Origin of the sequence: Azospirillum brasilense, assembly GCF_022023855.1 — a bacterium.
Taxonomy (GTDB): domain Bacteria; phylum Pseudomonadota; class Alphaproteobacteria; order Azospirillales; family Azospirillaceae; genus Azospirillum; species Azospirillum brasilense_F.
The window spans coordinates 419,040-431,498 of record NZ_CP059450.1 but is presented as its reverse complement, the minus strand read 5'-3'; the positions used below and the strand labels follow the sequence as shown (position 1 = coordinate 431,498).

Sequence of the window (12,459 nt, the reverse complement as noted above, 5' to 3'; positions counted from 1 at the left end):
GGAATGACCTCTTACACCGGCAGGGCGGCCGGCCGCGTCTTGCGCAGCCAACTGACCATCATGAGACGCACGAGCACGGTTGCCGTGAACAGCGAAATCAGGATGCCGAAGGTGATGGTAACTGCGAAGCCCTTGATCGCGCCGGTGCCCAGCACGAACAGGATGGCCATCTTGATGGCGGTGGTCAGGTTGGCATCCACGATGGTGGAGTAGGCGCGGCTGAAGCCGGCCTCCACCGAGCCGAAGACGCCGCGGCCCTTCTTGGTTTCCTCGCGGATGCGCTCGTTGATCAGGATGTTGGCGTCGACCGCAAGACCGAGCGACAGCAGGACGCCGGCGATGCCCGGCAGCGTCAGCGTCGCCTGGAGCAGCGACAGCGCGGCCAGCGTCAGGACGGTGTTGACCAGCAGGGCGAAGCAGGCGAAGGCCCCGAACAGGCCGTAGGCGGCGATCATGTAGGCGCAGACCAGCACGAAGCCGATCCCCACCGACATCAGGCCGGCGCGGATCGAATCGGCGCCGAGGTCGGGGCCGACCGTGCGCTCCTCGATCACTTTCAGCGGGGCCGGCAGCGCGCCGGCGCGCAGCAGGACGGCGAGATCGTTGGCGTCGGCGGCGGTGAAGCTGCCGCTGATCTGGCCGCGTCCTCCGGTGATCGGCTCGCGGATCACCGGGGCGCTGATGACCTTGTTGTCGAGCACGATGGCGAAGGGCCGGCCGACGTTGGCGCGGGTCACGTCGGCGAAGCGGCGGGCGCCGATGCTGTCGAATTCGAAATTGACCACCCACTCGCCGGTCTGCGGGTTGCTGCCCGCGGTGGCGTTGGTCAGGTTGGCGCCGTCCACCTCGACCTTCTTGCGGATGACGTAGGCGCTCTGCGCCCGCCCGCCTTCGGCCGAGGGCAGGATGTCGGTGCCCGGAGGGGCGCGGCCGGCGCTCGGGTCGGCGTTCATGTCGACCAGGCGGAAGGTCATCTTCGCGGTGGTGCCAAGCAGACGCTTCACGCGGTCGGGGTCCTCGACGCCGGGAAGCTGGACGAGGATGCGGTCGGCGCCCTGGCGGGCGATGGTCGGCTCGTTGACGCCGGTCTCGTCGATGCGGCGGCGCACGATCTCGATGGACTGTTCGATGGCCTGGGTGGCGCGCTCGCGCAGCGCGATCTCGCTGAGCCGGGCGGTGACGCTGCCTCCGTTGGCGGTGACCTCCAGGTCGGGCTGGCCGCCGCCGAGCGGTCCGCCGCCGATGGTGTTGGCGAGCTGGCGCAGCGCCCGCACCGCCGTGTCGGCCTGCGCCGGATCGCGGAGCTGCACGGTGATGCCGCGGTCGCCCGGGTTGATCGCCGTGTAGCCGACATTGTCGTTGCGGAGCTGGGTGCGCGCCGAATCGACCAGACCTTCGACGCGGTCACGGATGACCGCGCCCATGTCCACCTCGAGCAGCAGGTGCGACCCGCCGCGCAGATCGAGGCCGAGATTGACCCGGCTGTGCGCGTACCAGTTCGGCAGGGCCGACAACGTCTCGCGGCTGAAAAAATTCGGCAGCGTGAGGATGGTCCCGAGCACGCAGATCGCGACGATCAGAAAAATCTTCCAGCGCGGAAAATACAGCATTCGTAAACCAGTCCCGTTCGCTACCGGAGAACCGCGTTACTTGCGGTCCACGACCTTCTCTTCAGCCTTCTCGTCGGCGCTCTTGGCCGGCTCGGACTTCGACAGCACGAGATTCACGGTGGAGCGCATGACGCGGACGCGGACGTTCTCGGCGATCTCGACCTGAAGCTCGTCCTCCGGCCCGACCTTGGTGACGGTGCCGATGATGCCGCCGCCGGTCACCACGCGGTCGCCGCGACGGATGGCCTCCAGCATGCCCTTGTGTTCCTTCATCTTCTTCTGCTGCGGACGGATCAGCAGGAAATAGAAGACGACGAAGATCAGGATCAGCGGCAGGAACTGCACGATCATGTCGGCCCCACCGGCGGCGGGCGCGGCGGTCTGTGCATAGGCCGTCGAAACGAACATCTGGAGGCTCCCTGTGGTTTGGTTCCGAAGGCGCAGCGGGCGCTCGCGGACGCGGCGACTATAACGGTCCGGGCCGTCGATGCAATGGAATAGGGGTACGCCCGCCGGGCTTCAAGGGCCGCGGCTGTCCATCACGGCAAAGAGAAGCAGGAACCGGCGCACGCAGGGTGCCTCCACCGGCTCCACCCCGTGGAAGGATCGGTCGGACGGCGCATAGGCCAGCAGATGGTTCGGCAGGAAGGACGCGGTGCCGGCCAGTTCGAAATCCTCGCGCGGGAACCGCGCCGTCGAGCGTCCGGCGTTGGCGGTGAAGGACGGGTCGCGAGGCCGGTACAGCGCCGTGCCGAGATCGGGGCGGCGGCCGTCCGCCGGCATGTAGAGCAGCATGGACAGGAAGGTGCCGAACACGTCGGTGTGGGGCAGCATGGCGTGGCCCGCATGGTCCTCGATCAGCCGCGCGTAGACCATGGCCGGCCGGGCCCCGACCGGCGTCTCCAGCTTGGTGGCGAGCGAGGGGAAGCGCGGGGCGAGCCGGGCCAGGGTCTCCGGCCCGAACAGGGAATCACGGACCTCCCGCCAGGCCGCTTCGGCCTCCGGCTCCATCTCCCTCAGATTGCGGTCTGTCAGCACCATCTGATAACGCTGGGGAAGGCTGTCCATCTGCAGGAGGGCCAGCGCCTCGAACTTCGGCCATTGGGCGACGGCGCGTGCGTAGAGGTCCGCCGGCAGGGCGTCCGGCACCACAAGATGCGGAAAGGGGTCCTCGCGAAGCGGCGTCTCCTCCAGCCGCTGCAGGACATGCGCGGCGCTCCCCGCCGGGTTCGGGAGTTCGGTGGAGCGCTCTACGTGCATGGCCGGCCCTTGGTTCGCGTTCCACGCACCTTAGCGGCGCGCACGTCTCCCCCGCAAGCGCGCCTCCTTGTCCGCAACCGGGGACGCGGGTTAGGGTCGGCGCAACGAAACCGGAAGAAACGCCTGCAAAGGAACACGATGTCGGACGCCCAGTTGCTGCCCCTCCTCACCCGCATCGCCGAGGCCCTGGAACGGCTCGCCCCGCCGCCGCCGGGCCGGCTCGACCTCGGCGCCGCCGACGCCTTCGTCTGGCACGCCGATCCCGACCGGCTGGAGCCGGTGCCCACCGTGAACCGGGTTGAGATCGGCCTGCTGCGCGGCGTCGAGCGCCAGCGCGACATCCTGCTGGACAACACGACCCGCTTCGCCACCGGCCTGCCCGCCAACAACGCCCTGCTCTGGGGCTCGCGCGGCATGGGCAAGAGCTCGCTGGTCAAGTCGGTGCACGCCGCGGTGGCGCGGGACCATCCCGGCACGCTGGCGCTGGTGGAGATCCACCGCGAGGACATCCCCACCCTGCCCCGCCTGCTCGCCCGGCTGAAGGACGAGCCGCGCCGCTTCATCCTGTTCTGCGACGACCTGTCCTTCGACCACGACGACGCGCATTACAAGTCGCTGAAGGCCGTTCTGGAAGGTGGGATCGAGGGGCGTCCGGAGAATGTGGTGTTCTACGCCACCTCCAACCGCCGCCACCTGATGCCGCGCGACATGATCGAGAACGAGCGCTCCACCGCCATCAACCCGGCGGAGGCGGTCGAGGAGAAGGTGTCGCTGTCTGACCGCTTCGGCCTGTGGCTGGGCTTCCACAACTGCGACCAGCCGACCTACTTCGCGATGATTGAGGGCTACGCCGCCCGCTTCGGGCTGGACATCCCGGCGGAGCAGCTACGGGCCGAGGCTGTGGAATGGTCGGTGACCCGCGGCAGCCGCTCCGGCCGGGTGGCCTGGCAGTTCATCCAGGACCTGGCTGGGCGTCTGGAGAAGCCCCTTCGCTGACCCGCGGCTCCATGCGGTCGCGCGGATCGACCGCCTGGCTGCCCTTGCGCAGTTCGAAATGAAGCTGCGGGCTCGTCACCGATCCGGTCTGGCCGACCGTGCCAATGGCCTGCCCGCGCTTCACCGCCACGCCCCGCTCCACGTCGATGCGGTCGAGGTGAGCGTAGGCGGTGATGAAGCCGTCCGAATGCTTCACCAGCAGCAGGTTGCCGAACCCGCGCAGCTCATTGCCGGCGTAGGCAACCACGCCGTTGTCGGCGGCGACCACCGTTGTTCCCTTGCTGGCGGCAATGTTCAGGCCGTCGTTGTGCAGACCGTCCGGCTTCGGCCCGAAGGTCGAGATCACCTTTCCCTTCACCGGCCAGAGCAGGCGCCCGGTGGCGCGCTGCGGCGTCGCCTGCTCCGCGGCCTTTGGCGGCGGGGGCGGAGCGGCGGCGACCTCCTGGGCCGGTGCCGGCGGCGGTGGCGGGGCTGGAGCGGCCTCGACGACACGCGGCGCGGCCGCCGGTTCGGGAACGGTGGGCTTCTGGCCAGGCGGACGCAGCGAGGTCGGGGCCTGCCCCGGCTGATAGACGGGCGCTCCGGTCGCCACCTCCGGCGCGGCGGACGGCTTGGCGCCGGGGACCGGGGCGAGAACGGTCGCGGTCTGCGACGGGTACTCCACCGGAGCCCTCTCCACCGGTGCCGAGGCGCCCGGAGGCGGCAGCTCCGCCGCCTGGATGGACCCGCGCGACACCTGTTTGACCGGCGCCGAGGCCACCACCCCGCCGACCGCGGCCCCCGCGCTTGAGGACGGCGCCTGGGCCACCGCGGTGCCGCCCGGGGCGTCACCACCCGGCAGGCGCAGCGGTTGCCCGGCCTGCACCGCGTAGGGTGCGGTCAGGCCGTTGAGGCGGGTCAGCTCGCTCATGTCCGCGCTGAACATGCGGGAGATACCATAGAGCGTGTCGCCGCGCTGCACGATGTACTGGCGCGACACCGGCAGGACCAACCGCTGCCCGACCTGCAACTGGTAAGGAGGCGACAGGTGGTTGACCTCCAGCAGGTCGCGCAGCGGCACGTTGTAGCGTCGCGACAGCGAATAGGCGGAGTCCCCGCGCTGCACGATCACCGCGCCGCCGATGGAATCCGGAGTGCTGGACACCGAGGTGACCGGCGCCAGATCGCCGGTGCGCTGCTGGCAGGCGGCGAGCAGCGGGATCAACGCCAGCGCCGCGAAGAGGACGCGCCCAGACACGCTGGATGTGACGCCAAGTGACACGCCGAACGGGCCAGCTATTCCGTTCCTGGCGGAGACGGAGGGTCGGACAGCAACGGTACGAAGCGGACGGGCCACAAGTCCTCCCGTGTAAGACCGGTTTCGGTCCGCCGGATGCGGACGACCCGCTGGCCGCGGTAGTCGCCCCCCAGCGGGATGACCATGACACCACCAACGGCGAGCTGATCCGTCAAGTCCTTTGGCGCATCGGGGCCTCCGGCGGCCGTGACCAGTATGCGCTCGAACGGCGCCTGTTCGGGCCAGCCCTTCGTCCCGTCGCCGTGGCGGGTCGTGATGTTGTTCAGGCGCAGCGCCTGGAATCGCCCCTCCGCCTCGGTCAGCAACGGGCGCAGCCGCTCGACGGTGTAGACCCATCGGCACAGCCGCGACAAAACAGCCGCCTGATAGCCGGAGCCGGTGCCGATCTCCAGCACCGTCTGCCGCTCCTCCAGCTCCAGCGCCTGGGTCATCAGCGCCACGATCAGCGGCTGGCTGATGGTCTGGCCCAGATCGATGGGAAGCGCCGTGTCCTCCCACGCCTGATCCTGGAAGGGGTCGGGGACGAAGCGCTCGCGCGGGATTCGCTCGATCGCGGCCAAAACCCGGGTGTCGGTCACGCCGTTGCGGCGCAACGCCATCAGAAGCCGGATCTTGCGTGCCTCGACCGTCACACCCTACCCATTCACCTCGGAAACCGGATCACTCGAACGCGTGCCGCAAGGTCTGGAGCGTCGGCGTGTGCGTCAGATCCAGATAGACCGGCGTCACCGAAATACCCCCGTGGAAGACCACATGGATGTCGGTGTCGGGCGCCACGTCGGCCTCGCCGCGCAGGGTCCCGATCCAGATATAGGGCTTGCCGCGCGGATCGACACGTTCTACCAGCTCGTCGCCGATCTTGCGCTTGCCGTGGCGGACGACCTGGATTCCGGTCACCTGATCCGCCGGACAGGCCGGGAAGTTCACGTTGAGCAGGACATATTTCGGCCAGGGCGTGGAGACGGCCTTGCGGATCACCTCCGCCCCCCAGCGCTCCGCCGCCGACCAGTCGATCTGGGCGCGGTTCTCGTAGTGCTGGCTGAGCGCGATGGCCGGGACGCCCAGCAGGGTCGCCTCCATGGCCGCCGCGATGGTGCCCGAATAGGTCACGTCTTCGCCGATGTTGGAGCCCTGGTTGACGCCGGACAGGACCAGCGTCGGGCGGGCGTCCTTCATGATGTGGTTGACGGCCAACAGGACGCAGTCGGTCGGCGTGCCGTCCACCGTGTAGCGCCGCTCGTCCAGCTGGCGCAGGCGCAGCGGCCGGTTGATGGTCAGCGAGTGGCTGGCCGCCGACTGCTCCATCTCCGGTGCCACCACCCACACGTCGTCGGAGATGGAGCGGGCGATGGCCTCCAGAACCTTCAGGCCCGGCGCGTGGATGCCGTCGTCGTTGGTGACGAGGATGCGCGCGTTCGACAGGTCGAGCGGGAGATCGAACATCAGGCGGTGATCCTTTCCAGCCCGCGCATGTAGGGCCGGAGCGCTTCGGGAACCAGGATGGAGCCGTCGGGCTGCTGATAATTCTCCAGCACCGCGATCAGGCAGCGCCCGACCGCCACGCCCGAGCCGTTCAGCGTGTGGACGAACTGCGTCTGCTTCTCGCCCTTCGACCGGCAGCGGGCCTTCATGCGGCGGGCCTGGAAGTCGCCGCAGTTCGAGCAGCTCGAAATCTCGCGGTACATGTTCTGGCCGGGCAGCCAGACCTCGATGTCGAAGGTCTTGCGCGCGGAGAAGCCCATGTCGCCGGTGCACAGCGTCACCACGCGGTAGGGCAGCCCCAGCCGCTGCAGGATGGTCTCGGCGCACTGGGTCATGCGCTGGTGTTCCGCCTCTGACTGGTCCGGCGCGGTGACGCTGACCATCTCCACCTTCCAGAACTGGTGCTGGCGGATCATGCCGCGGGTGTCGCGCCCGGCCGACCCGGCCTCGGCGCGGAAGCAGGGGGTCAGCGCGGTGTAGCGGAGGGGCAGTTCCTCCGTCGCCACGATCTGGTCGTTGACGAGGTTGGTCAGCGGCACTTCCGAGGTCGGGATCAGATAGTGATCGCCCGTGCGGAACAGGTCCTCCTCGAACTTCGGAAGCTGGCCGGTGCCGAACAGGGCGTTGTCGCGGACCATCAGCGGCGGCGCGATCTCGGTGTAGCCGTGCTCGCCGGTGTGGATGTCCAGCATGAAGTCGGCGAGCGCGCGCTCCAGCCGGGCCAGCCCGCCCTTCAGGACGGTGAAGCGGGCGCCGGACATGCGCGACGCCGCCTCGAAATCCATCAGGCCCAGCGCCTCGCCCAGCTCGAAATGCTGCTTGGCGTCGGCGATGGCCTTCGGCTCGCCCCAGCGGCGGATTTCGACGTTGGCGGTCTCGTCCGGGCCTTCCGGCACGTCGTCGGCGGGCAGGTTCGGGATGGAGGCGAGCAGGCTGTCCAGCTCGGCGCCCAGCGCCTTCTCCTCCTCCTCGACCTGGGGCAGCCGCTCCTTGAGCTGCGCCATCTCGTCCATCAGCGGCTGGGCGTCGCGGCCCTCCCGCTTGGCGAGGCCGATCTCCTTCGCCGCCTCGTTGCGGCGCGCCTGCATCTCCTGCAACTGGGTCTGCGCGGCGCGGCGGCGCGAATCGAGGTCCAGCACCGTCGGCGACATCGGCTCAAGGCCCCGGCGGGCGAGACCGCGGTCGAAGGATTCGGGGTTCTCACGGATGGCGCGAAGGTCGTGCATGGCTCACGGCGATACGGAATGGGTGGGAGGCTGGTTATAGTCCGCCGCCGGGTGAAGGTCCAGAGGCGGAGCCGCGCCGATGGGAAAGACCCTGAAATGATTGGTGTCCTATACTTATCGGTGGCGCCGGGAACGCGAATGCGTGCAGAACCCCGAAATCGACCGCTGCCCTCCCCACTCCGGACATGATCCTCGACACCCGCACCCTCGTCATCGTCCTGGTGGGCATCGGCGTTCTGCTGTCCATCGCCGCCTTCCTGACCTGGAGGGCGCACCGCCACATCACCGCGCTGGCCTATTGGGCCGGGGGAGCGCTGGTCGGCACCGTCGGGATGGCCATGGTCACCGCTTACGGGGTCTGGCCGCCCGCCGCTGTCGTACCGCTGAGCAACGCCCTGGTGGCCGCCACTTACATCCTGAATTGGTTCGGCGTGCGCAGCTTCGCCGGACGATCCATCCCCTGGCGCCTCGGAATGGCGCTGCTTGCCGTGCTGACCGCGGGCATCGCGTGGTTCGTGGTGGCAACCAACGACGTGACGGCGCGCGTCCTGATCATGTCCGCCGGAATTACCGGCCTGTCGCTGCTGGCTGCCCTGGAGCTGTGGTGGACGGGGCCGGCGGACCGGCCGAGGCGGGCGCAACGGGTCACCGCCCTGGTTTTCCTTGCCCATGCCCTGTTCGTCGCCGGGCGCGCCGTGCTGACCGCCTGGGGTGGGCCGTTGGACAGCATCCTGACACCCAACCTGGTGCAGAGCGCCGGATTCCTGGAGGCCATCCTGGCAGTCACAGGCTGGGGATTCGGCTTCCTCGCCATGACCAGCGAGAAGCTTCAGGCCGATCTGGACCACATCGGCACCATCGACCCGCTGACCGGCGCCTACAACCGCCGGGCCTTCCTGAAGCACGCCGAGCGGGAGTTGCTGCGGGCGCAGCGGAACGGGGCGCCGCTCACCCTGCTGCTTCTCGACCTCGACCGTTTCAAGCGGGTCAACGACACCTTCGGCCATCTGGCCGGGGACGCGCTTCTCCGCCGCTTTTCCGAGATCGTCGCGGCAAGGCTGCGCCGCACCGACCTGTTCGGGCGCTATGGCGGGGAGGAATTCTGCGTGCTGCTTCCCGACACCGATCGCAGTGGGGCGGCGGCGTTGGCGGAGGCGTTGCGGCGCGACGTGGCGGCGCGGCCGCTGCCCTTCCAGGGCCACGAGATCGCCGCCAGCGTCAGCATTGGCATCGCCGCCTGCCGCAACGGCAAGGATCTCGACGCGGCGCTGGCGGCCGCCGACCTAGCCCTCTATCGGGCCAAGCGGAACGGCCGCAATCAGGTGATGGTCGAAGAAGCGACGGCGTAAGGAGAAAGACCTTACGCCTGCTCCGCTTCCGTCTCGTCTGCGTCGCCGCGCGTCTTCTCGATGCGGCGGCCGATCAGGATCGACACCTCGTAGAGCGCCAGCAGCGGGATGGCGAGGCCGACTTGGCTGATGACGTCCGGCGGGGTCAGGATCGCCGCGACGATGAACACGAACACGATGGCGTAGCGCCGCTTGGCGGCCAGAGTCTCCGTCGTCAGCAGGCCGGCGCGGATCAGCAGGGTCAACAGGACCGGAAGCTGAAAGGCCAGCCCGAAGGCGAAGATCAGGTGCATCACGAGGCCGAGATACTCGCTGACGCGGGCCTCGAACTCGATCGGGAGGGCGCCGGCGTCCATGCCCGGGTGGAACTCGAACCCCAGGAAGAAGCGCCAAGCCAACGGGAAGATGAAGTAGTAGACCATCGCCCCGCCCAGGAAGAACAGGATCGGGGTGGCCACCAGGAAGGGCAGGAAGGCCTTGCGCTCGTGCTTGTAGAGGCCGGGCGCGACGAACATCCAGATCTGGCTGGCGACAATGGGGAAGGACAGGAAGCAGCCGGCCCAGAAGGCCACCTTCACATAGGTGAAGAAGGCTTCGGTCAGGCCGGTGTAGATCATCCGCCGCCCCTGCCCGGCCAGGATGTCGGCCAGGGGCTGGACCAGGAAGTTGTAGATGCGGTCCGAGAAAGCGTAGCAGACGAAGAAGGCGATAAGGATCGCCAGCGTCGCGTACATCAGCCGGTTGCGCAGCTCGACCAGATGGTCGATCAGCGGCATCTTGCTTTCTTCGAGCTCGTCGTCGGACTCGCCGGTCATGCGCGTTTCGCCGGACACTGGGTCACGCCTGCTTGTTCGTGGTTGCCGCCGCAGCGGAGTCGGCGGAGGCCGGAACCGGCGGCTGGGCCGGGGCCGGGACGAATTCCGCGGGCGGCACCGGAGGAAGCGGGGCCGTGACCGGCGGTTCGGTCGCCGGCTGCGGCTGGGCCGCCGTCACCTGCGGCGATCCGACGGGAGGCGTCGGGGAAGCCGCCGCCTGGGATGCGGCCGTCGAGGACGGGCCATCCTCCGGCGGGCTGCCGTGATAGCCGCTGGCCCCGAGGTCGGCCCCCATGTCGAAGGCGCTCTTCAGATCCCCCTTCGGATCGATCGTGTTCTCGACCATCTTCTGGAGGTTCGTGTCGCGGACCTTCAGGGCTTCCTTGCGAAGCTCGTCGAGCTCCGCCTCGCGCATCATGTCGTCGATGTGGCCCTGAAAATCGCGCGCGACGACGCGCGCCTTCTTCACCCATTTTCCCAGGGTGTAGATGGCCTTGGGCAGGTCCTTCGGGCCGATCACCACGAGGGCGATGACCGCGATGACCATCAGTTCCGACCATGCGATGTCGAACATGGCTCCTCAGCCTTTCGAAGCGGCGCGGGGATGAAGGGCGCCGGACGGTCAGGTGCGGGCCGTCTCGTCCTTCTTCACGCCGGGGTCGGCGGCAGGCGGAACCGGATGGACCGAGGACACCGGCTGGGCCGGCGGGACGGGCTGGTTCGGCAGGACCTTGGAGTCGGCGCCGGGAGCCGCACCCTCTTCCTCGTCCTTCAGGCCGGCCTTGAAGTTCTTGATGCCCTTGGCGAGGTCGCCCATGACCTTCGGCAGCTTGCCGGCGCCGAACAGGAGCAGGACGATCAGAAGGACGATGACCCAATGCCAGACGCTGGAGAATCCCATGACACACGTTTCCTGAACAGGCAGCCCAATGGCGGGGCGGCACTATGGCAGAAAGGTTCCCCTCCCGCAACGATCGGTCGGGTGAAACCGCTCAAACGACTTAAGTGGGTGCACCGGCTGGAAAAACGAAGGCCTGACACAGGTCCATGCACACCGAAACGTGACTTTGTTCGGGGGGCAGGAACTGGCCGGGCATGCGGGAGTGCAGATGCACAGACCCGCCCTTCCCGTCCGGCACGTCGAGGTGGACGAGGCTGGTGCGGCCGAGCAGGCGCGCCGCCATCACCCGCGCCAGGACCGGCAGGTCGCCGGCGGGAACCGTGGCGGCGGGCTGGGCGGACAGCTTCAGCGCCTCCGGGCGGATCAGCACGTCGACGGCGGTGCCGTCGGCGATCTCCGTGGGGATCGGGCCGACCGGCGTGTCCACCGCACCGCCCTGCACGACGCCGGACAGCCGGTTGACCTCGCCGAAGAATTCCGCTGCGAAGGCGTTGACCGGGCGGGTGTAGAGGTCCACCGGGTTGCCCACCTGGACGACCTTTCCAGCGCGCATCAGCGCGATGCGGTCGGCCAGGAACATGGCCTCCTCCGGATCGTGAGTGACCAGCATGGTGGCGGCGCCGTTCTGCTTGAGCACGTGCAGCGTCTCATCGCGCACCTGCTCGCGCAGCCGGGCGTCCAAGCCCGAGAAGGGCTCGTCGAGGAGCAGAACCGCTGGGTTCGGGGCGAGCGCGCGGGCCAGTGCCACGCGCTGCTGCTGCCCGCCGGAGAGGTGGTGCGGGAACGAATCAGCGTAGCCGGCCATGCCGACCTGCCCCAGCGATTCCAGCGCGCGCTTGCGCTGCGCCTCGCCGGACAGGGCGGTCAGGCCGAAGCGCACGTTGTCGAGCACCGACAGGTGGGGAAACAGCGCATAATCCTGGAAGACGAGGCCGACGCCGCGGCGTTCCGGCGGGACCGCGCCGCGCTCGTCCGCCACCACGGTTCCGCCGATCCGGACGGATCCGGTCTGCACCGCCTCCAGCCCTGCCGCGATGCGCAGCAGTGAGGACTTGCCGCAGCCGGACGGCCCGCACAGACAGACGATCTCCCCCGCCCCGATGGTCACGCTGACGTCGTTGACGGCGACGACGCGCCCGTAGCGGTGGGTGACGCCATTCAGCGCCAGGGCTTCCACCGCGATGGCGGCGCCGCCACCTTGGGGACCGGAGGCGTCGAGATGCCGTCCGTTGGCCGGGAGCGTGACCGGCGCGGCCTCGCAGGGAGCGCCCTGCCGGGGATCGGTCCCGCGGCTGAACAGGGCCGACGCCTTGTCGCGCAGTGCGGTGCGCAGGCCAGCCGGCCGGGGTTCGGAAACGGCGTCTCCGGTCGCGGAGAAAGAACGGGCGTCGGTGACGGACGGACGATCCATGGCAGTCCCAGTCTATGGCGGTCCCAGTCTGAAGCGGCCCGGGGGTCGTTTGATGGCGGTCGATTGACCTTAGTACCGGTGCGCCGACCCCGATGCAAATGGTTCTTATTTT

The 12,459-nt window shown here is 68.8% G+C and carries 13 protein-coding genes; 2 read left to right on the top strand and 11 right to left on the bottom strand.

The window, feature by feature from the left end:
- Window positions 1–11 precede the first annotated feature (11 nt).
- From secD to H1Q64_RS15350, 3 genes are all read right to left on the bottom strand, one after another.
- Window positions 12–1,610 carry a protein translocase subunit SecD gene (gene secD, locus H1Q64_RS15360; RefSeq protein ID WP_237906040.1) on the bottom strand — a complete coding sequence of 533 codons (1,599 nt, stop codon included), beginning with the start codon at window positions 1,608–1,610 and terminating at the stop codon, window positions 12–14.
- A gap of 36 nt (window positions 1,611–1,646) precedes the next feature.
- The gene (gene yajC / locus H1Q64_RS15355) at window positions 1,647–2,018 is read right to left on the bottom strand and encodes a preprotein translocase subunit YajC (RefSeq protein ID WP_237906039.1); all 372 of its coding nucleotides are present in this window, start codon (window positions 2,016–2,018) and stop codon (window positions 1,647–1,649) included.
- Window positions 2,019–2,129: 111 nt separating this feature from the next.
- Window positions 2,130–2,870 carry a hypothetical protein gene (locus tag H1Q64_RS15350; RefSeq protein ID WP_237906038.1) on the bottom strand — a complete coding sequence of 247 codons (741 nt, stop codon included), beginning with the start codon at window positions 2,868–2,870 and terminating at the stop codon, window positions 2,130–2,132.
- Between the two features lie 138 nt (window positions 2,871–3,008).
- Between H1Q64_RS15350 and H1Q64_RS15345 the strand changes: the two genes are divergently transcribed.
- Window positions 3,009–3,866, top strand: a complete 858-nt coding sequence (locus H1Q64_RS15345; protein ID WP_237906037.1) for an ATP-binding protein — start codon at window positions 3,009–3,011, stop codon at window positions 3,864–3,866.
- Here the strand turns inward: H1Q64_RS15345 and H1Q64_RS15340 are convergent.
- The 4 genes from H1Q64_RS15340 to serS are packed head-to-tail and all read right to left on the bottom strand — an operon-like array spanning window position 3,823 to window position 7,871.
- Window positions 3,823–5,103, bottom strand: a complete 1,281-nt coding sequence (locus H1Q64_RS15340; RefSeq protein ID WP_237906036.1) for a LysM peptidoglycan-binding domain-containing M23 family metallopeptidase — start codon at window positions 5,101–5,103, stop codon at window positions 3,823–3,825. The genes H1Q64_RS15345 and H1Q64_RS15340 overlap by 44 nt on opposite strands.
- 38 nt (window positions 5,104–5,141) lie before the next feature.
- The gene (locus H1Q64_RS15335; protein WP_237906035.1) at window positions 5,142–5,795 is read right to left on the bottom strand and encodes a protein-L-isoaspartate(D-aspartate) O-methyltransferase; all 654 of its coding nucleotides are present in this window, start codon (window positions 5,793–5,795) and stop codon (window positions 5,142–5,144) included.
- 28 nt (window positions 5,796–5,823) lie between these two features.
- Window positions 5,824–6,606, bottom strand: a complete 783-nt coding sequence (surE, locus tag H1Q64_RS15330) for a 5'/3'-nucleotidase SurE (RefSeq protein ID WP_237906034.1) — start codon at window positions 6,604–6,606, stop codon at window positions 5,824–5,826.
- Window positions 6,606–7,871, bottom strand: a complete 1,266-nt coding sequence (serS, locus tag H1Q64_RS15325) for a serine--tRNA ligase (RefSeq protein WP_237906033.1) — start codon at window positions 7,869–7,871, stop codon at window positions 6,606–6,608. Before serS ends, surE begins: the two co-directional genes overlap by 1 nt.
- Window positions 7,872–8,056: 185 nt before the next feature.
- On the opposite strand from serS, the gene H1Q64_RS15320 reads away from it, so the two are divergent.
- Window positions 8,057–9,220: a GGDEF domain-containing protein gene (locus H1Q64_RS15320; protein ID WP_237906032.1), complete on the top strand. Its 1,164-nt coding sequence runs from the start codon at window positions 8,057–8,059 to the stop codon at window positions 9,218–9,220.
- An 11-nt stretch (window positions 9,221–9,231) separates the two neighbouring features.
- On the opposite strand, the gene tatC is transcribed toward H1Q64_RS15320, so the two are convergent.
- The 4 genes from tatC to H1Q64_RS15300 all read right to left on the bottom strand — a co-directional run bounded on the left by tatC (window position 9,232) and on the right by H1Q64_RS15300 (window position 12,347).
- Window positions 9,232–10,035, bottom strand: coding sequence for a twin-arginine translocase subunit TatC (tatC, locus tag H1Q64_RS15315; protein WP_237906031.1), 804 nt, complete (start codon window positions 10,033–10,035; stop codon window positions 9,232–9,234).
- 22 nt (window positions 10,036–10,057) lie between these two features.
- Entirely contained in the window at window positions 10,058–10,609 is a 552-nt protein-coding gene (gene tatB, locus H1Q64_RS15310; RefSeq protein ID WP_237906030.1) for a Sec-independent protein translocase protein TatB, read from the bottom strand.
- Window positions 10,610–10,657: 48 nt separating this feature from the next.
- Complete coding sequence (locus H1Q64_RS15305; protein ID WP_237906029.1) at window positions 10,658–10,936, bottom strand: twin-arginine translocase TatA/TatE family subunit; 279 nt, start codon at window positions 10,934–10,936, stop codon at window positions 10,658–10,660.
- 100 nt (window positions 10,937–11,036) lie between these two features.
- Window positions 11,037–12,347 (bottom strand): ABC transporter ATP-binding protein, encoded by a 1,311-nt coding sequence (locus H1Q64_RS15300; RefSeq protein ID WP_237906028.1) that lies wholly within the window; start codon window positions 12,345–12,347, stop codon window positions 11,037–11,039.
- Between the last annotated feature and the right edge of the window lie 112 nt (window positions 12,348–12,459).